The sequence below is a fragment of the Pseudobutyrivibrio sp. 49 genome, assembly GCF_900100545.1.
GTDB lineage: Bacteria > Bacillota > Clostridia > Lachnospirales > Lachnospiraceae > Pseudobutyrivibrio.
In genome coordinates, this window is the sequence record NZ_FNDP01000024.1 from 15278 (window position 1) to 35608 (window position 20331).

The following is a 20331-nucleotide window of genomic DNA, read 5'->3' on the forward strand; positions in this document are numbered from 1 at the left end:
TTATCACTATGGAAATTTATACCATAGTGATAAAGGGATTAAGAAAATTTATATAAACAGGGTGGAATAATGTTAAAAAGAAAAGATTATGTTGACTACATTAAGGCCATTGCCATCATACTAGTTATAATCGGTCATACTAACTTTGCAAATTCACATTTCTATATCAAACAGTGGATTTATGCTTTTCATATGCCAGTATTCTTTTTTGCCACTGGCTTGGTTATGAAAAAAGTTACTGTTGATAAAGACTTTATTGCGAATAAGTTAGAAAGGCTCATTATCCCATATTTGTTATGGGGGCTTGTGTATTCGACTTTTTCTGTGAAAAATTGTGTTTTTCTTTTATGGGGCAGTTATGAATCTATAACCCGTGCGGGTTCTTTGACTTCATTGTGGTTCCTTGTAGCTATGTTCATAGGTGTTGTTCTGGCTACATGGATTTTGTCATTAAACAAATATCTAAGTGTCATAGCTATGCTTATAGTTTATATTGTTTCGATTGCGCTGCCTGATATTAGCGTAGGTTATCCATGGTGTTTGAATTCAGCTTTGATGGCCAGTGCCTTCATTCTATTGGGATTTTTTTTCGAACAGTATATAGCTGGCTTGTTTGAGAATTCACATTACAAAGTTTCCTATGCTGTGATGTTGTGCGTAAGCTTTTGTACAACATTATTATTCAAATTAAATATGGAGAACAGCGACTGGTATGTTCTAATGGCTAAGGTGCAGGTTGGCAATCCTCTTATATTCACTATAGTTAGTGTGATGGGGTGCGTGTTTGTTTATTTTCTTGCGAAAATAATCAGCAAAGCTTTTGGGACAATAAAGCCGTTGTCCTTTATTGGAAAAAATACACTTGTAATTTTTGCAATTCAGAAACCTATTATTGCAATCTTTGGCAATGTATTTGCCAGAGTTGGTATACAGTGGTACCTTCAGTTGCTTGTAACCTGTGTAGGTATATTAATCATTTCCTGCATAGCATCAATGGTGATAAATAGGTATATACCGGCTTTGAACGGAAGATAATTTGTTAAGATTTATCTAATATTGTGACGGAATTGTGAAATGTTACATAATTATATAGGATTATACACATCTTTTTTTACTTATAGATAATGTAAATTAGTCTGTGGCTGTAGTATAATTCCACAGTAAAACATTAGAAGTGTATTTTATAATTGGGAGAGATAAGAGATTTATGAATGAAAAAATAAGGCGAATCGGGCATTATGCCAAAGCCTATTACTCAAATCGAGATTCTATAAATAGGTATCAAAGAGGCGTTCGTAGTGTTAATGCACGAAAGTCTCAGACTAAGACAATAGTCTTTCTAATTAATTTCCCTGAATCATGGAATTCAGTAAAAAGTGTTTATGAAGAAGCTGTTGCGCAAAATGATCTAAATGTATTTGTTGTTGCTGTTCCTCGTAAGGTTGAAGAAGGACAGTATGAAAAGTCAGAAATAGGTGGTATGCAAAATGCAGCCCACGAGTTTTTCTGTGAAAATGGAATCGATTCCATAAAAGCAAATTTGGAAAACAACGAATGGTTTGATTTGAAGGAACTAAATCCTGATTACGTGATTTATACCAGACCATACAACGAGTTTTATCCAGAACCATACCAGTCGGCAAATACATGTATCTTTGCAAAGTGTATTTATATTCCATACGCATATGGAATGCTTGGATCAGATGCGCTGTTTACTGTGCTACCAGAGAATTTCATCTTTACAACAAGAAAGGTTTATTTTGCAAATGAATCCAGAATGTTGGAAAGTAAGATGAAAATACCAAGATACGGTAGACTGGCTCGAGACAGATTTGTTCACGAGGGCTTTCCTAGATTTGATTTATATGCATCATCTGTAAATTGTTTGAAGGGAGAATCAAACAAGAAATTTACAATTGCGTGGATGCCTAGATGGACAACTGACAATCTTAATTCGAAGCAGAAAGCAAGTCACTTTTTAGCATATTATGATGAATTCTTAAAATATGCAGAACGACAACAGAATATAGAAATTATCATACGACCACATCCAAACATGTTTCCAACTTATTTATCAAATGGTGTAATGACTGAAGATGAGATAAATAATTTTTATAGCAGATGTGAGGCAGCGGGGAATGTAAGAATTGACACTTGTACAAATTACATGAACACACTACTTGAAGCTGATGTGCTAGTGGCTGATTACACCTCACTTATTGCGGAGTTTTTCATCACAGGTAAACCTATTATCTTTTGTGATTCCTTAGATGGTTTAAATGAGGAAGGATTGATGATATGCGGTGCGGCCTATTTTGCAGAAGAATTCTGTGAGATAGAGAAGCATATTAACAATCTGATGAATGGAAATGATGAAAAACTTTCTGTCCGTAAGGGTTTGATAGATGAATTGCTACCAAACAAGATTGGACAGATTGGAAAGAACGTATTGCAATCAATTATTAAATGTTAAGTTAAAGGAGAAATAATGTTATGAAGAAATACAAGGTAGGATATACACAGGGCGTTTATGATATGTTTCATATTGGCCACCTTAACTTACTTAATCATGCTAAAGAATACTGTGATTATCTGGTTGTAGGGGTTAATTCAGACCAGTTGGTTCAGGAGTATAAGAACAAAAAAACTGTTATAGGCGAAGATGAAAGATTAACAATCGTTGAAAACATCAAAGCGGTAGATGAAGGAATTATTGTTAACTCTCTTGATAAAGAGGAAGTGCTTAAGCAGGTTCATTTTGATGTTGTTTTTATTGGAGATGACTGGAAGGGTTCTAAGAGATGGAATGAAACTGAGGAAGCTCTTGCAAAACATGACGTTGATGTTGTGTATTTAAAGCATACTGATGGAATAAGCAGTACGCTTTTAAGAACTGTTGAGGGAAATGCAGTAAAGGATAATTAATTAATGGGAGATAAGGTAAACGTAGGTTTTTTGTATTAAGGCAATCCAAGTGACGTGAAGTACTGGAGCGGAACAGTTTCTAAGTTACATTCAACCTTGGCTAGTTCATCCAAGTTTGAAGTAAAGGATATCGTCGTAGAAGAAGGCTCAATACATAACTTAATTTATAAGGTATTGAGATTGGTATCTTTAAAGAAAAATGAATTATCCTTTTTAATGAGTCTTGTAGATACAAAAAAGGCAGTTTCAATGATTGAAAAATCTGATTGCGAAATAATTTTTGCACCTGCCTGTAGTAGAGTTGTGTATGCAGGAAGAAAAGCTCTTAAAGGAAAGAGATTATTCTATCTTAGTGATGCAACTTATCATAAGATGTTGGGATATTATTACAATCATTCTGCGCATGATCAGAAAGTCGGTAATGCGTGGGAACAGAATGCTCATAATTTAGCTGAGAAGGTTATTATTCCAGCTGGTTGGGCTTATGAGGATGCTATCAGTTTTTATGGGGATTCAAGCGACAAGATTTCGATTTTGAAATTTGGAGCAAACATGGAAGAGGAAGGATATAAAGTTGTCGATGTAGACAAGGATGTATTTAAGATTCTTCTTGTTGGCGTTGATTGGGAACGTAAAGGAATTGATATCGCCATCAAGGCAGTAGAGCTTCTTAATGAAACAGGTGTAGCAAAATTTGAGCTTAATGTAATTGGAGTTAATAAGCCAGAAAAGGAATTTCCTGAGTATATTCATTTTTATGGAAGATTAAATAAAAATGTTCCAGAAGAGAACGCTAAATTAAAAGCGTGCTATATGGAAAATGATATTTTCTTAATGCCAACTAAAGCGGAATGTGCAGGTATTGTTTTTGCAGAGTCAGCTATGTATGGCATCCCATCATTTACTTATGCTACTGGAGGAACAGTAGATTATGTAGAGGATGGAGTTACAGGACGTTGTTTAGATATAAAAGCGTCAGCAGAGGATTTCAAGGACGCCATTTTGGAATCAATTACTTCAAAGAAGCTTAAGGATTATTCAATTAATGCTCGTAAAAAATATGAAGACGAGTTGAATTGGAATGTATGGCGCGAAAAATTTGAAAGATTAGTAGAGACCTAGAGGAATATATGATAAGAGTACTTCAGTGTGTTAATAATATGCATAGAGCTGGACTAGAGACTATGCTTATGAATTATTATAGAAGAATTGATAGAGAACAGATTCAGTTCGATTTTCTTACTCATAGACCAGAACGTGCAGACTATGACGATGAGATAGAGGCATTAGGCGGTAAAGTTTATTATGCGCCACGCTTATATCCACAGAATCTTCCAGAGTATAACAGATATATGCGTAATTTCTTCAAGGAACATCCAGAATATAAAATTATGCATTCACATATTGATCCTATGAGTTATTTGCCATTAAAGGCAGGTAAAAAAGCTGGAGTTCCTATCAGAATAGCTCATAGTCATAACACATCTATAGATAAAGATATGAAATACTGGCTGAAGATGTATTATCGTGAAAGAATTACATCTGTGGCTACTGATTTTTTGGCATGTGGTGAAGAAGCAGGACAGTTTTTGTTTAAGGGAAAGCCTTTCGAGGTTATTCCAAATGCTATAGAGAAAGAACCATTTTTGTTTAACGAGGAAGTTCGTAGACAAAAGAGACAGGAATTAGGCCTTGGTGACGAGTTAGTCATTGGCCATATAGGAAGAATATCTTATCAGAAGAATCACAGACTGTTGGTACAGATTTTCAGTGAGATTGTTAAGATTAATCCAAATTCCAGATTGCTGATTATTGGAGTTGGCGAGAAGGAAGAAGAAATTAGAAAGCTTGTTAACGACTTAGGTATTACTGAGAAGGTTCTTTTCCTTGGAAAAAGAACAGATGTTAATGAGTTATATCAGGCAATGGATGCGTTTGTTATGCCTTCCTTTTTCGAAGGGGTGCCAGTGGTAGGCGTTGAAGCACAGTTTTCACATTTGCCATGTTTCTTTTCTGATAAGGTACCAGTAGAGGTCGCTTTTAGTGAGGCCACCTCATTTATAAAGCTTGAAGAGAATCCAGGTGTTTGGGCTAAGGCAATAGTTGACACACTGGCAAAGTTACCTGACAGAAAAGATATTAGATTAACAGACAATCGATATGATATTAATGAGTCTTATATCGTATTGGAAGACATGTATAAACAGTTAAATGCAAAGTTGTAAGAGGAATAGATGAAAGTACAAGTTATTACAAGACACACACCAATTAATTACGGTTCTTTATTACAGTCAATAGCTACTCAGAAGATTTTTGAAGCCTGCGATTGTGAATGTCAGATTATTGACTATTTTAGAACAGACGAAGAATATGGTGAGATTGAAAAAACTATTTTAAGAAATAAGAAGAGTTGGAATTCTAATCCATTAAAGAGGGGTATATATTTAGCCCTTAGAGTTCCAGCAAGTATTCATGCTGGTAAGAAATTTAGAGCAATGCAGTATAAATACCTTCATCTTACTCAGAGATATTCTTCAAATCAGGAGTTAAGAGATAAGATTGAAGATGCAGATTACTATGTTACAGGTAGTGATCAGGTCTGGGGTAAAATTGCATGTGGTGAGTATGATTCGTCATATTTCCTTGATTTCGTAAAAGATGATAGCAAAAAGATTTCCTTTGCTAGTAGTATGGGACATGCAACCAAAACTCCAGAAGAAGAGAAACTTTTTGTAGATAGTATTCGTAAGTATCACCATGTTGCTGTTAGAGAAGATAGTGTTGTTGAGTATTTCAAAGGTCTTGGAATAGAAGCAGAGCAGGTACTTGATCCTACACTTATGATAGATGGTGATGAGTGGAGAAAATACGAGGCAAAAAAGCCTAATGGTAAATATGTGTTAATATATCAGATACATAATGATAAAAAGCTCGGAAAATATGCTAAGGAATATGCGAAGAAAAAAGGCTTGCCTTTAGTTCGTGTATCTCAGAATTTCCATCAAATTTTACGTGAAGGAAATCTTAGATATGTTCCTGATGTAAGTGAATTTTTATCATTAATTGATAATGCTGATACTTTGGTGACTGATTCTTTCCATGGTACAGCGTTTGCTATTAATTTGAATACAGATTTTGTTGAAATATTGCCTAATACAAACACAGGCAGCAGAAATCAAAGCATTTTGCGTCTTTTAGGTCTTACTGACAGAATTGTACAAGATATGAATGATTATTCTCTTCTTGATAAGAAAATAGATTATAGTGTTGTAAATGAAAAGTTGAACTGTGAAAGAGAAAAGTCATTTGACGTATTAAAAAAATTTTTAGAAAAGTAGTTATATGAAAGATAAAGTAGTTCTATTTGAAACTGAAGATAAATGTAGTGGATGTGGCGTTTGTATGAATGCCTGCCCTAAAGGCGCAATCTCTCTTAAGGAGGATGAGCGCGGCTTTGTGTTTCCACAAATTGATTCTGATATATGCATAGGTTGCGGTGCTTGTAAAAAAGTCTGCGGTTATAATAATATTCCTGAATTAAATTCTGTAAAAAAATCTTATGCGGTTTCTAACAAGAATACTGATTCGATAAGGAAATCTGCTTCCGGTGGTGCTTTTTACATTTTAGCAAAAAAAATAATAGAACAGGGTGGCTACGTTTATGGCGCATCAATGGAGAAAGAAGATGATGCTTTAACAGCTAAGCACATAGAAATATCTAGTGTAAATCAGTTAAATAAGCTTCAAGGATCAAAATATGTTCAGAGTGATGTTGGATATATTTATAAAGAGGTTAAGAAGCGAGCAATTAATGGTGACAGCGTCCTGTTTTCAGGAACTCCTTGTCAGGTTGCTGGTCTAAAGAATTATCTTGGAAAAGAGTATTCAAATGTGATATTGGTTGAAATAATATGCCACGGTGTACCAAATTCTAGATTGTTCAAAGATTTCATTAGATATAACCAGAGAAAAAATAATTGTGTTATAGGTAATTTCTTTTTTAGAGATAAAACTCATGGTCAAGGTTATACAACTAAAACTGTCTTTACTAAGAATAATAAGCAGCAGGTAAAGATCGGCAAAGGCGAATTGACAGCATATATAAGATTCTTCTCAAAATCATTAATTTTGAGAGATAGTTGCTATAGTTGTCCGTTTGCACAAGGAAGCCGTGTTGCAGATTTTACAATAGGGGATTATTGGGGATTTGCAAAAGAGCATAATGATCAGAACATGAATGAGAAAAATGGTATATCCTGTGTTTTGTGTAATAATGAAAAAGCTATAGATTTCTTAGATGAATGTAAGAATGATTTTAATATTATAGAATCAGAATATTCTAAGATTGCTAAACATAATAAACAGCTGAATGGTCCAACTGAAAAAAGTTCTGATAGAGATATGGTTTTAGAAACTTATGTTAAAAGTGGCTATTCAAGTTTGGAGAAACTATATTGGAGAAAATATCCAAAGGATAAGGTTAAATATATAATATCTGCGATAATTCCTGCAGATTTCAAACGTAATGTTAGGAGGATTTTTAGATGAATGTACTGCATTTTCTCGCCACTGGTGGCACTGGTGGTATTGAAAGTTTAATAAGAGAATACGCAGATAAGTCAGAGTTAAATAATTATTATATTGTTTTCTGGGGTGGTGGAGCAAATTCCAACATCATGAAAGAAAGAGGATGTAATGTTATTGAGTTGAGTTACGGAAAAAAACAGGTTATAGAGACATATAAAGCTTTAGTTAAATATGTTGAAAAATACAAAATTGACGCTATAGTAACTCATCATGCAGCTCCTGCCATGTGGTTCTATATGAGTTTATTAAAGAATCGGTTTCCGAATCTTAAGACATATATTTATGCTCACGCTAATTTGAAGGATATTCTTAGGGAAGAACATATTCAGTCTATTATAGGAAAAAGAATATTTAGGACAGCGTTTAATAAGTGTGATAATGTAATAGCTATTTCTAATTCGGTAAAGCAGAGCTTTGCATCGTATGGTTATAGTCTTGATAAAATAAAGGTTATATATAATGGTGTGGATTGTGACAGATTCAAACCTACGGACAAAGAGACAGTAGAAACCGTTCGTTTGGCATATGTCGGACGATTAATAAAACAAAAGGGTGTCGATAGACTGGTAAGAGCCATAGGTTTGTTGGACGATAATCTTAATTTTACATGTGATATTGTAGGAGATGGTGTAGAGAAAGAAAATCTTGAACACCTTGCTAGAGAGCTTAAGGTAGATAACAAAATAACTTTCCATGGAATAAGAAGCGATGTGGATAAGTTCTTGTCTAATGAAATGGTTTTTGTACATCCGGCATCCTGGGAGGAAGGCTTTGGTATAGCGGTTGTTGAAGCTATGGCAGCTGGTCTAGTTCCTATCGCTTTTAAAAAAGGGGCTTTGCCTGAAATTATTGATAATGGTGTGAATGGTTTTGTGGTTGATGAAGAGACTCCAGAATCTTTAGCAAAAACTCTTACCTATGTTATAAACAATTATAATTCAAATGAAATGGATGAAATCAGACAGGCAGCCATAAAAAAAAGTAAGAAGTTTGATTTGAAAATATTTGTTAGTGAGTTGGATTCGTTAATACAGAGTGGAGAAAGATAATAATGCTCGGAATAATTATCATAAATTTTAATACATACGAAAAGACAATAGAGTGTATCTCAAGTATAAAAGATACCTATTCAGGTGATTATAAAATCTATTTGTTAGATAATGCATCAAAAAATGAGTCATGCGTTAAACTTAATGAAAAGTATATTGATGATGAAAAAGTAGAATTGATTTTTTCTGATGAGAATCTGGGATATGCCAGAGGAAACAATTTATGTTTAAAGAAGGCCAAAGAAGACGGATGTGATTATGCTTTAATCTCAAATAATGATATAATCTACAAACCTCATGCTATCGAAAATCTAGTGAAAGAGATTGTTGAAGAGGATGCATTCCTGGTAGGACCAAAGGTTATTAAACCAAGTGGAGAGACACAGGGTACTGTGAAATACCATAGACCATCATTTATAGAGTATATGACATATGAGACATATGCCCGAAACTTTGTAAAAAAGAGTTATGAAAAGCATAAGTTGGTACCAAAAACATCACAGGATGTTTATTGGATAGCGGGATGTACATTTATTGTTGATGTGGAAAAGTTCGAAAAAATAGGTTTTTTTGATGATTACACATTTCTCTTCTATGAGGAGTTTATTTTAAGCGAAAAGGCGAAAAAGGCGGGATATAGAGAGCGTTATTGTGTTGATTCTGAGGTTATACACCATCATGGTGCTTCGATGGGTGGACCTCTCAATATCATAACTAGAAGTGCAAACTGGCGCAGCGAAAGCTATTTTATAAGAGAATATCTCAATTGGGGTATAGTTAAAAGATGGCTTTTATGGCAAATGAGAGTTTTAGAAATCAAATTTAACGCTAGAAAAGAAAGTAATAAAAAAGAGCTTGTTTCGGAGTATAAGGTAGGAAAGAAGTTCTTATTTGGTATATAGTAGTAGTTTTATGAAGGGTGGCAGAAATGCTAAAAATTAACAAGTATATTTTAATTAAGCATGATATCGATACATTACTTAATATGTTTGTAATGTTCGCGATGATTGCTGATACGACATTCTTATTTTTATTACCTGTTAATAGTAACGATTTAAATAGTATAAGATTGTTCATGGTTCTGGTAGGAATAGGTATAAATGTCTACATGATGATAAAGCTTACTTATCAGAAAAAGATATATAGGCAATATCCGTTTGTGACAGCATATCTTATTATGATGATATGCATTATAGTAATTATTTGCTTGTATAGTATGGTAACTTACGATGAGGCGGTTATCGATGTTTTGATTGTAGCATATCCTTATTTGTCGTTATTGTTTGTACCTATTTATCTACTGTTATTTGAAGATGAGGGATATGAAAAAATACGTGACAGATTCGGTAAACTTGGTGTGGCAGCGACTATTATTTTGTTGTTGTGTGCAGCTGTAAGGATGTTTGTGGGAGTTAAGTTGCTCCCTGGTTTCACAACCTTTGGTTCAAGAAATGGACACATTCGAATTTCGTATCGTCCAATTTGTTTCTATTCTGTTTTTTGGATTGCTAGTCTTATCCTTAACTCTAAAAACAAGAAAAGAATGCTTAGTATTATGTATTTTGCACTAGTAACTGGAGGCGTATTATATTTTGTTAGTACCAGAATTATTACGTTAGCGTTGGGTGCGGCTATTGTACTAATGATTTTATCGCATACTGAAAAAGGAAATATCAGAGTAATTGCAAGAACAGCATTATTGGCAATGATTATCTATGTAATTTCTCAGGGTAGTATCTCTAAAATTATTGAATCTTTTTCGGTAGATTCCAGTGAGGCAGGTTCTACTCTCGCGAGATATATGGCTATAGCATATTTTAAAACTTATACAGATGCCAATCCTTTAATTGGGATGGGATTTGTTCGTCCAAGTAGACCTGACTTGAGACTTATTTGGTCAGGACCATATGGTAAAGCATATTTTGATGACTTAGGTCTTTTGGGTGGATTCTTTAGAATGGGAATATTAGGATTGTTTGTTCATTTGATTCCACTACTTAGAATGTTGTATTTGCTAATTAAAATGATAAAAAATAAGTGGTATGATCGAACAATGTTTATAGGTATTGTTGTATTCCTGTTAATAGGACAGATATCGCTGAATTTCTTAGATTTTCAGAGAGCTTTTATTGCGTCGTTCTATTGGGCAATGCTGGAGTATATTAATTTAAAAATAAAAAAAGGAGAATATAAATTTGAAAGTAACAATAATTCATGCACATTGGAATAATAGAGGAGATGAAGCTGCACTTAGAGCATTTGTTGACGAACTATATGCAAAGTACGAGAATGCAGATATTTACGTTCAGGTTTTATCGTCAATAGTAAAGCAGTTTCCATATGATGATAAGAGAATTCATTTATCTAATGTTAAATTCCCTAAGAGAAAAAATAAGTTAGATTATTGGATGGCATATTTAACAAAAGGACGTTTGTCAATTTTTAGTAATACAAGAGAGTTTGTTAAGCTTGTTGAGGGCAGTGATTTAGTTCTTCATGGACCAGGCGGCCCAAGTATTGGAGATATCTATTATGATGTTGAAGAGGAATATTTAAAGCGTCTTGATTTAATTAGACGAATGGGAATAAAGTATGCTTTCTATGCTCCATCAATGGGACCTTTTGAAAAGAAAGATGAAAAGAGAAATGCACTCAGAAGAAGAGTACTAGAAAATGCAGAGTTTATTTATCTGAGAGAAGCAACATCAGAAAAATTTGTTAAAGATTTCGGAATTAAGAATAAAACAGCAGTTTCATTAGATTCTGCATTCCAGCACTATAGTGATGAGCAGAAGTATGCTAAACAGCTAGATGAATATAAAGAGCTCAAAGAATTTATGTCACGTTATGATAGAGTTGTTGGTATGACTACAACAGATTTGAGTTGGCATCCTGTTCATAAAAAGAATTTAGAGTTAAAGGATAATATCTTTAATTCATTTGCACAGTTGATTGAGCATCTTGATAAACAGAATATTGGTGTTGTATTTATTCCACAGCTTTTTGGAATCCATAACGATAGAAGATATATGGAAACTTTTAAGAAGGATAACTGTTTTGTAATTGATGATACTCATGATACATATTTCCAGCAGTATTTAATCTCTCAGTTGTATGCAGTAATTGGAATGAGATATCACTCTAATATCTTCTCTGCAAAAATGGGAACTCCTTTCATCTCTGTATCATATGAGCAGAAAATGTCAGGTTTTATGAATATTAGCGGACTTAATGATTATTGTGTTCCAATTGGAGAGTTGAGCGGTGATAACTTGGTTAATGCTTTTGATAAGCTTTGCGATAATTATGATGATTATAAATCCATACTTAGCGTAAAAAAGGAGGAATGGTCTCAGATGGCGCACCGCACAACTGATGCAGTGTTTGAGGTTCTTGGTGAGAAATAATGGGTAAGAAACAAACTAATAAAAATATTGTTATAAATATTGCTGCGTTTGTGATACAGCTTGTTATTGGTTTATATACAGCACCAATTCTTATAAAGTCATTAGGTACTGAATCCTACGGATTTATTGGTTTGGCGAATGATTTTGTAAACTACCTAACAATTATTACAGCAGTATTTAACTCAGTTGCATCGAGATTTATTGCATTAGAGTTTTCAAAAAACAATATTGAAAGAGCAGAGCGCTATTTTAATAGTTTGCTTGCTACAAATATCGTACTTGCAACATGCTTTGGTCTTTTTGGATTGGGTACAGTAGTTTATATTGATAGAATCTTTGATGTTCCTGCGTATTTGATTACTGATGTAAGGGTGACATTTGCCATTACATTCATAACATTTATTGTGGGTGTTATGAGTTCAATATTTAACACTGCAGCTTTTGTTAAGAATCGATTAGATATACAAGGATATAGAAATATTCTTCAGTATGTTATTCGCTTAAGTTGTATTATCGGACTTCTAACTTTATCACAGCTTCATATTTATTATGTTAGTATTGCATCGCTCGTGGCAGCTATTGTTGTAGCAATCATTAATGTGGATGTTAAGCGTAAATATATGCCTGAGGTTAAGATTTCATTTGAAAAGGCATCCTTCTCAGACGTAAGGGTTCTTGCCAGTGCTGGTATTTGGCTCGCTATTACAAACTTGAGTGCCATTCTTATGAGAGGCCTTGATCTTGTAGTGGCAAATAAGTTCCTTGGAGCATATGATATGGGCCTGTTATCAGTTGCAAGAACGTTCCCTAATTCATTTACTAGTGCAGTTGCAACATTAGCTCCTATATTTACACCTGTATTTATCAGATTATGGGCTCAAGGTAAAAATGTTGAATTGAACGAGGCAATTAGATCCTCTATTAAGACTATGGGACTTATTATGATAGTTCCAGTTTCAGGATTTATTGTTTTTTCACAGGACTTCTATAGTTTATGGCAGAAGAGCTATTCTCCTGCGGAAATCAAGATTATTTGTGTACTATCAACTATAACTGTAATGCAGTGCTACTTTAATTCAACAACTGCTACCATGGCGCAGACCAGTGTTGTTGTGAATAAGTTAAAATTACCAGTTTTTGTTAGCTTTGGATGTGGAATATTGAACCTTATTGTTGTATTCTCACTTCTTAAATATACTAATTTAGGAATATACTCTATTGTTATTTCTAGCTCAGTAATAATGATTACAAGATATATACTATTCAACTCATATTATGCTGCATATATATTAAAGCAGAGTGTTTTATCTTTCTTTAAAACATGTTTATACACATGGATGACCATTCCAATCCAGATTGTGTTGATGATGAGCTGTAGACGAATGTTTAATATCCATAATTGGGCATCGTTCTTGATAAGTGTTGCATTCGCAGGTGTTTTTGGCTATATAGTTGAATTAATTCTGATAGAGAGAAGAAATAGTCTGGTTCTCATCAAGAAAATACTTGGTAAGGTTAAGCCAGCAAATTAAGGAAATATTGTTATGAAAAGGGAATATTGGCTAGATAATTTACGAGCATTTGCGTGTATATTAGTGGTAATAGGACACCTTTTACGTGGCCTTATACCAGTGATTAATCTACCAAATGAAAGTTATTTTAAGCTGTTTGTAGATTTTATTTATTATTTTCATGTTTACATTTTCTTTTTCTGTAGTGGTTTCTTGTTTGAACGTGTATACAGTAACATGGAAAATGAAAAATATTATAGAAAGAAAGCTATTAGAATATTGGATTTGCTGGTGCCTTATTTCTTTTTTTCTACAGTTCAGCATTATATGAAAGTATTATTTTCAGGTGTTGTTAATAGAGCGAGTGGAGAATCACTGTTTTACGACTATTTTATAGTACCTCAAAATCAGATGTGGTTTTTGATAGCACTTTCTATAATCACCCTATTAATACCTAGAATTAATTCTGTAAAGAGGGTTTATATTTTATTTGTGGTATGCTTTGTTATTAAAGTGATGAACTCTTTTGAATTATTTGGTACACATATGATAGTTCAAAATGTTTGTGCTAATATGATATGGTACGCACTTGGAATTATTTATGCTTATTATAATATGCATTTAAAAAACAAGTCCTGGTTGTTGATTGGAGTAGGATACATAGCTTTGTTTATTTATACTAAATTGTATTCTAGTAATTCTTTTACTACAGCCTCACTGACATTTTTAGGTATAACATTCTTTGTGTATATTTTTGAAAACTATATATATAAGCAATATGGAAAGAATAATTCAATTTCTTTAATAGCAAAATATATGATGCAAATATATCTTTTGCATACAATATTGTGTGCTGCGATAAGGATTGTTTTAATGAAGCTTGGAATAGATATCTGGTGGATACACTTGTTTTTGGGATTTTTCTGTTCTGTATATGTTTCAGTATTTGTTGCTGCAATCTTTGATAAAATATGGTTTTTTAATATCATATTTTTCCCATCAAAAGTAATTAGAAAAATTAAGGCGATGTAACGGAGATTTATGGAGTTATGATACCGATACTGATTGTGAATATAATTACATTATTACTTATAGTATTAAATGTTGTATATTTTAAATCCCAAAAATATTTATTTTTATTTATTCCTTGCATGCTTTTTTTACCAGCATACTATGGTATAGAGATATCTAAAATTTTTCCAATTATAGAGATACGCAGGATTATGTTCTGCGTATTCTATTTCTATGTGTTTGTAAACAGAAAAAAATATATCTCTAATACCGATTTATCTATCAAGACAATATCTAAAGAATACTCATTTTTAATTCTGTCTTTTACCCTTCGTATAGTTTCATGTAGTTATTATTTAGCTGAGCATTTACAGGCGTATAAAACTATTTTAGAGATAGTTTTTGAAGAAATATTGTTATTGGTTTGTATCCATATTATGTCATTAAGTAGGGAAGATTTACTGAAACTAATTAATATTATTGTGTGGAGTTCGACAGTGATATTTGCTGTTGGTATATTTGAGAGTTTTACTTTCATTCGTCCATTTGATTTCCTTTATACTGTTTCGCGCAGTGTGTTAAATGAACATTATGTGCGTCTTGGTTTATTGAGAGCAACAACAACGTTTGGAATGCCTGTTGTATTCGGTGGCGTATGTCTTATTGTATTTCCTGCTATCATATATATGATGTTGAAAACTAATCAAAAGAAATACTATATGGCATTTATTATAAATGTAATGGCAATTATTCATTCGGGAGCCAGATCTGCACAACTGTTTTTTTGTTTTTTGATGGTAATATTTCCACTATTTATTTGGAACAAAGATGAAGTTAAAAAGTATTTCAAATCGTTATTTATTTCAATTTTGATAGTAGGAATATTTGTGTTGCTTTTATGTAAACTAAGTCCTAAGTATGAATATTTTTATGAAGGAAGCGCTAAAGCTGTTCTTAATGAAGTTGGTTTTGATTTTGAGTTGGATGCAAATGTTCCTGAAGGTGTCGAAGGATATGGTGATAATGATTCTACGGGATCTTATTCTAGAGTTGCTGAATTTAGTGGTATTAAGTATGCGCTGGAAAAGAATTTTTGGTTTGGGCTTGGAGACGGCTGCGACCAAAGAAATGAAATCCGTTATTTATGGTTTGGAAAATGGAAACCTCATAAGGCGATAGATATAGGAATTGTAGAAGTATTTATGACCGAAGGTGTTATCGGCTTTTTAGCTTTTCTGTGTCTTTTTATTTTCATTATGTACACCATAATTAAAATGAAAAATGGATTGGAAAAAAGAATATGCTTCTTGACTGTTATTGCATATTTGTTAAGCACTTTAGGAACTAGTAATATATTTAGCTTTTTGTTTGCGTTCGTGGCAATAATTATGTCGTACCAAAAGGTGCAAAATAATATGATTGATTAGGTAAGGAGTCTGATGGTATGGAATATATTTCGTTGTATGTTTTTTTAGCAGCTGTTTGCTTTTGGATGGTGACAATAAATAAACCTGCATTATGTGGCGTGGAGAAGATACAAAAAAATGCGAATTCCCTTAGAGGTATATTTGCGATATTTATTATTTTTACTCATTGTACATTAGCTTTTCAACAGCTTTCAGTTTTTCTGTTACCGCTAAGAAAGGTTAGTACTTTTGGGGTGGGATTTTTCTTTGTATTATCAGGATATGGATTAGCGTTATCCTTTGAAAAGAAAGAAAATTATCTAAATGGATTTATTGTTAAGAAAGTGATTCTCAAAATAGCATTAGCTGCTGTAATCTGTAGAATTATTTCGATGATTCTAAGCGTACTTATTTTGAAAAAATCAGTTCTAACGACAGTATCGAAATTTTTTGTTGGAATAAATTGGTATATTTATGCAATGTGTATTTTGTATATCATTTTCTATTTTGTTTATAAGTATATCAAGAATGCCCAATTAAGACTGATATGCCTCTGGGTGGCCGTAATAAGCTGTACCTTGTTAGCAAGACAGTTTGATTTAAGTAGAAGCTATTATATAAGCGAATGGGCTTTTCCTTTTGGAGCTACACTTTATGAAAAGAAAAATGATATTGATAAGACAATGAAAGAACATGCATTGGCAGTTTCATTTTTCATGATTATTTTATTAGGTTTATCTTTTGTTATTGCTATAAAGGCTCAGGAGGGTACGATAGTAGACTTAATTAGTCATAACATTATGTTATTGCCATTCTATTATTTTATTATGGTTATGTGCAAATATATGACTTTTAGTAATTCTGTCTTAAATTTTTTAAATAAGATATCATTTGAAATATATCTTTACCAATTTATTATTTTGGAAATAGGTAAGACATATCTACCATCTTTCAATATTTTCTATTTTATATTTACAACAGTGTTTACAATTATTTTGGCTTATGCTGTTTACACAGTGCCAAAAATGATAAAAAATCAAACTAAATAGAGTTGGAATTGGCGTCTATTAACAGTGATAAAGCTGTATATTAGACGCTTTTTTTATATTTATATATATAAAAGTTTGGTAACAGTAATGAAATATGTTATAATCATTTGTAATATTTTGTTAAAGAAATTAATAATTGGTACATAAGGGAGGTATTGTGCATGGGCAAAAAAAGATTACTAACAAAAAAAATACTTTCACTATTAATAGTTTCTATTTTATTGATAGCTGGTCGAATTGATGTTAGTGCGAACGAGGTGTTTGATAAAAATTTAATAACTGACATAAATTTGGATATGTACGATGGAACTAGTCCCATCGACACAACTTATACAAAACCTACAATTAATACAAATAAGCGTATTTCTGTTCGCAGTTGTGGAGCAGTAGGAGATGGTGTTACGGATGATACGGCTGCCATTAGGGCTGCTATAAAAAAAGGTGAAGGAACATCTGTGTATTTTCCACCTGGGGAATATGTTATTTCAAAAACATTATTTATTCCTGCTAATACCATACTCTTTGGAGATGGTGATAGCTCCAAGATTATTGCTTGTCCTGGATTTAAAATTGGCAGAGATATGCTTAAACTAGAAGATGTTTCTAACGTTATTATTACAAGATTATGTATTAGTGGAAACTCAAATATTAATACGCGTGAACAGGGATACTCTGATTTAGATGGAATCCATTTGTTGGATATTTGGCATAGTTCAAATATAGATGTTTATGATTGTGCTTTTGTTGACAATATATATTGTGCAGTAAGGATGATTTTAGATTGTAATAATATGAACTATTATAATTGTAGATTCAAAAATGTGGATTGTGGTGTTTCTGCCTTGGGTAGTGGAAGTGTAGATACTCTTCTTGTAGAACAATGCACTTTTGATGGACATTTAAATTCAGAACCAATATGTTTATACGGTAAAGGACTATATAGTAATATAACTATAAACAAGAATGTGATAAAAAATAAATACAAGGGTCACGCTATATATGCAGGTGCCAATGGTGGTACTGTATCAAATATTACGGTATCAAATAATGCATTAGTTGATAATTGTATTGGTGTGAAGATTTCAAATGCATCCACGGTTAATATATATGGAAACACATTGAATACTGCAAATCTTTCACTGGTGGATTCTGGAAAAGGTATAGATATAAGAAAATGTTCTGATATTAATATATACGGGAATATTATTTCAAACACGAAAATGCAAGCTATTTATATTGGTGATTGTGTCAATGCGAGTATTCATGATAATAACTTGACAAATTGTGGTTATCGAAGCAGGGATTATCATTATATAGATGTGAGAGGCGAAAATTCAGAGGTTGATATTAATTCAAATACATTAATTAGGACTGATACTTCGCTTTCACCATATGTGCTAGTTTCGCATAGTAAGGGGAATGTATCAGTGACGAATAATAAGTTTTCTCGTGGTTGTAAAATCTTACTTTGTGATGATAGTGAAGGAATGACTCTACAAAACAATAATGTCACAATTAATAATATGGGGAAAAATCATACAATACAGTAGTATGAAACATTGCGTATAGGAATTCTTATAATACTAAAAAGCAGCGTCTGTTAAGAATAGACGCTGCTTTTATATATTTAAATGCTATTTGATGATAGTGTGTTTTTTACCACTCATATCAGTGATAGGAGCATCATTGCCCTGAATTGTCATACCAGCACTATCTGTATATAGAAGAATTTTTCCGTTGGATATAGTATTATCTTTCAATGTAACATCGCCAGTACTGTGTGATACGAAAGTATATGGTGATAAAGTTGTATCATTACGAATTAATTGATTATCGTAAATTTCTATACCAGAGCATTCGCCTCTAACGTCTAAGAAATGGTGGTCTTTGCTTAAATATCCACAATCTGTCAAAACGTTACCATAAACTTTTGCATTACTACATCCGTTAATCCATAAGCCTTGCATACGACTGTTTGTAATAGTGTTCTTGTAAATAGATATATCTGAACAATTCTTTATCTCAAAAGCTTTTCCTGAATCTACAGCGTCTGGTTTTTCGATAATAAAAGAATTATTGAAAACTTTAACGGATTGAGCATTTCCTATTGTGATTCCAACACAATCGTCAAAAAGCTTATTATTTGATACGGTGAGGTTGGAAACTGTACCTTTGTTAGCACCTGCATAGATACCATGTCCCTGGTACTTATTCTTAATTGTATTATTGTCTATAACAATATTACTGTAATGTCCTTGGCCAAATAAACTAATGGACTCTGAATTTTTATGGCCGTCAAAGTAACAGTTTTCAACTGTAAGTGTATCAATACTTCCACTTCCTAATGCAGAAATACCGCAGTCAACATCTAAGAATTTACAATTAGCATAATACATATTGTTACAGTCTAAAATCATTCGTACTGCACAATAAATATTATCGACAAAACTGCATTCGGTAATTGAGACATTAGAACTGCTCCAAATATCTAAGAGATGAATACCATCTCGATCATTATATCCTTTTGAGTGATCATTTATTGCAGAATTACCACTAAGACATATTTTATTTAAAGTGACATTAGTGCGATTGTATATCTTTAATAAATCTGCTCCCTTAGCATATCCAGCGCAGGCAATAATAATAGAGTTTTCGCCGTCACCGTAAACTTTTATATCAGATGGAATGCTCAGTACACTTGTTATTAAATATTTGCCAGCAGGAATGTATAATTCACCACCTGCTGCTTTTTTTAGTGCAGCTTTGAACGCTAACGTATCATCTGTCACACCATCACCGATTGCACCAAATTGACGCACAGAATACTTAGCTTCGTCAACGGCATCAATTGATGTAACGGAGCCTATTACCATCACACCACTAGCACTATTTCTGATAGAGGTCCATTTGATAGTCATATTTGATGGTAAGTAGCTACTATAATCAGGAGCAGATACAATGGCTGCTTTTACTGCAGACTCATTGTAAAGTATATCTGAGGAATTGTTTATAATTCCATCACCTATACAGGTGCGTCCTCCAGATTCTTCGACGTAGAACATTGCTTCTATATTTCCCCCAGCAAGAGGAGCAAAAGGATCTTCTATATCTTTATGTAGGCTCCGAATAACAGCTATAGTACAAAAGGTTAGTAAGCCACATAAAAGTAAAAAGGATATTATTTTTCGTTTTGTTAGTACTATAGTAATCTCCATGTGTATAACCTCCCTGAATATTGTTTGTTAGATAAATCTTGAATTATAAGGGATACTTTTAACCTAATCCAAACAAACGCTTCAGGAGGTCTAGCCATGAATTTCCTGAATTACTAGGTGTTGGTGTAGGCGTTGGAGTAGGAGTAGCCTTAGGCGTTGGAGTAGGAGTAG

General features: G+C 32.9%; 17 protein-coding genes. 16 read left to right on the top strand and 1 reads right to left on the bottom strand.

All coding sequences use genetic code 11. The features are described 5' to 3' along the window. Positions 1-69 precede the first annotated feature (69 nt). The 16 genes from BLP54_RS14105 (at position 70) to BLP54_RS14180 (ending at position 18495) form a co-directional block, all read left to right on the top strand. Positions 70-1035: an acyltransferase family protein gene (locus tag BLP54_RS14105; RefSeq protein WP_090170831.1), complete on the top strand. Its 966-nt coding sequence runs from the start codon at positions 70-72 to the stop codon at positions 1033-1035. Between the two features lie 172 nt (positions 1036-1207). Beyond that, positions 1208-2473, top strand: coding sequence for a CDP-glycerol glycerophosphotransferase family protein (locus tag BLP54_RS14110; protein ID WP_090170833.1), 1266 nt, complete (start codon positions 1208-1210; stop codon positions 2471-2473). A gap of 20 nt (positions 2474-2493) precedes the next feature. Continuing rightward, entirely contained in the window at positions 2494-2925 is a 432-nt protein-coding gene (locus tag BLP54_RS14115; RefSeq protein WP_090170836.1) for an FAD synthase family protein, read from the top strand. A gap of 54 nt (positions 2926-2979) precedes the next feature. Continuing rightward, positions 2980-4047, top strand: a complete 1068-nt coding sequence (locus BLP54_RS14120) for a glycosyltransferase (protein ID WP_176754581.1) — start codon at positions 2980-2982, stop codon at positions 4045-4047. A gap of 8 nt (positions 4048-4055) precedes the next feature. Beyond that, positions 4056-5150 carry a glycosyltransferase family 1 protein gene (locus tag BLP54_RS14125; RefSeq protein WP_090170842.1) on the top strand — a complete coding sequence of 365 codons (1095 nt, stop codon included), beginning with the start codon at positions 4056-4058 and terminating at the stop codon, positions 5148-5150. A 9-nt stretch (positions 5151-5159) separates the two neighbouring features. After that, positions 5160-6263 (top strand): polysaccharide pyruvyl transferase family protein, encoded by a 1104-nt coding sequence (locus BLP54_RS14130; RefSeq protein ID WP_090170845.1) that lies wholly within the window; start codon positions 5160-5162, stop codon positions 6261-6263. A 4-nt stretch (positions 6264-6267) separates the two neighbouring features. Continuing rightward, complete coding sequence (locus BLP54_RS14135) at positions 6268-7473, top strand: Coenzyme F420 hydrogenase/dehydrogenase, beta subunit C-terminal domain (RefSeq protein ID WP_090170847.1); 1206 nt, start codon at positions 6268-6270, stop codon at positions 7471-7473. Further along, positions 7470-8561: a glycosyltransferase family 4 protein gene (locus BLP54_RS14140; protein ID WP_090170849.1), complete on the top strand. Its 1092-nt coding sequence runs from the start codon at positions 7470-7472 to the stop codon at positions 8559-8561. The genes BLP54_RS14135 and BLP54_RS14140 overlap by 4 nt, the downstream gene beginning before the upstream one ends. Positions 8562-8563: 2 nt before the next feature. Continuing rightward, a complete protein-coding gene (locus BLP54_RS14145; RefSeq protein ID WP_090170852.1) occupies positions 8564-9463 on the top strand; it encodes a glycosyltransferase in 900 nt (299 codons plus the stop codon). Between the two features lie 26 nt (positions 9464-9489). Further along, positions 9490-10791, top strand: a complete 1302-nt coding sequence (locus tag BLP54_RS14150) for a hypothetical protein (protein ID WP_090170854.1) — start codon at positions 9490-9492, stop codon at positions 10789-10791. Beyond that, positions 10757-11968 (top strand): polysaccharide pyruvyl transferase family protein, encoded by a 1212-nt coding sequence (locus BLP54_RS14155; RefSeq protein WP_176754582.1) that lies wholly within the window; start codon positions 10757-10759, stop codon positions 11966-11968. The genes BLP54_RS14150 and BLP54_RS14155 overlap by 35 nt, the downstream gene beginning before the upstream one ends. Beyond that, complete coding sequence (locus BLP54_RS14160) at positions 11968-13500, top strand: oligosaccharide flippase family protein (protein ID WP_090170860.1); 1533 nt, start codon at positions 11968-11970, stop codon at positions 13498-13500. The genes BLP54_RS14155 and BLP54_RS14160 overlap by 1 nt, the downstream gene beginning before the upstream one ends. Positions 13501-13512: 12 nt before the next feature. Continuing rightward, a complete protein-coding gene (locus BLP54_RS14165) occupies positions 13513-14511 on the top strand; it encodes an acyltransferase family protein (protein WP_090170863.1) in 999 nt (332 codons plus the stop codon). 17 nt (positions 14512-14528) lie between these two features. Next, complete coding sequence (locus BLP54_RS14170; protein WP_090170866.1) at positions 14529-15917, top strand: O-antigen ligase family protein; 1389 nt, start codon at positions 14529-14531, stop codon at positions 15915-15917. Between the two features lie 17 nt (positions 15918-15934). After that, complete coding sequence (locus tag BLP54_RS14175) at positions 15935-16945, top strand: acyltransferase family protein (protein WP_090170869.1); 1011 nt, start codon at positions 15935-15937, stop codon at positions 16943-16945. Positions 16946-17106: 161 nt separating this feature from the next. Beyond that, on the top strand, positions 17107-18495 hold the full coding sequence (locus BLP54_RS14180; RefSeq protein ID WP_090170872.1) for a glycosyl hydrolase family 28-related protein: 1389 nt from the start codon (positions 17107-17109) through the stop codon (positions 18493-18495). Between the two features lie 84 nt (positions 18496-18579). On the opposite strand, the gene BLP54_RS14185 is transcribed toward BLP54_RS14180, so the two are convergent. Next, positions 18580-20160, bottom strand: coding sequence for a glycosyl hydrolase family 28-related protein (locus BLP54_RS14185; protein ID WP_090170876.1), 1581 nt, complete (start codon positions 20158-20160; stop codon positions 18580-18582). Positions 20161-20331: the final 171 nt, after the last annotated feature.

Coding starts and splice junctions, on each gene's coding strand:
- BLP54_RS14150 (WP_090170854.1), top strand. CDS start 9,490: ATGCTAAAAATTAACAAGTATATTTTAATTAAGCATGATATCGATACA.
- BLP54_RS14130 (WP_090170845.1), top strand. CDS start 5,160: ATGAAAGTACAAGTTATTACAAGACACACACCAATTAATTACGGTTCT.
- BLP54_RS14165 (WP_090170863.1), top strand. CDS start 13,513: ATGAAAAGGGAATATTGGCTAGATAATTTACGAGCATTTGCGTGTATA.
- BLP54_RS14180 (WP_090170872.1), top strand. CDS start 17,107: ATGGGCAAAAAAAGATTACTAACAAAAAAAATACTTTCACTATTAATA.
- BLP54_RS14145 (WP_090170852.1), top strand. CDS start 8,564: ATGCTCGGAATAATTATCATAAATTTTAATACATACGAAAAGACAATA.
- BLP54_RS14115 (WP_090170836.1), top strand. CDS start 2,494: ATGAAGAAATACAAGGTAGGATATACACAGGGCGTTTATGATATGTTT.
- BLP54_RS14175 (WP_090170869.1), top strand. CDS start 15,935: ATGGAATATATTTCGTTGTATGTTTTTTTAGCAGCTGTTTGCTTTTGG.
- BLP54_RS14170 (WP_090170866.1), top strand. CDS start 14,529: ATGATACCGATACTGATTGTGAATATAATTACATTATTACTTATAGTA.
- BLP54_RS14110 (WP_090170833.1), top strand. CDS start 1,208: ATGAATGAAAAAATAAGGCGAATCGGGCATTATGCCAAAGCCTATTAC.
- BLP54_RS14125 (WP_090170842.1), top strand. CDS start 4,056: ATGATAAGAGTACTTCAGTGTGTTAATAATATGCATAGAGCTGGACTA.
- BLP54_RS14105 (WP_090170831.1), top strand. CDS start 70: ATGTTAAAAAGAAAAGATTATGTTGACTACATTAAGGCCATTGCCATC.
- BLP54_RS14160 (WP_090170860.1), top strand. CDS start 11,968: ATGGGTAAGAAACAAACTAATAAAAATATTGTTATAAATATTGCTGCG.
- BLP54_RS14185 (WP_090170876.1), bottom strand. CDS start 20,160: ATGGAGATTACTATAGTACTAACAAAACGAAAAATAATATCCTTTTTA.
- BLP54_RS14135 (WP_090170847.1), top strand. CDS start 6,268: ATGAAAGATAAAGTAGTTCTATTTGAAACTGAAGATAAATGTAGTGGA.
- BLP54_RS14140 (WP_090170849.1), top strand. CDS start 7,470: ATGAATGTACTGCATTTTCTCGCCACTGGTGGCACTGGTGGTATTGAA.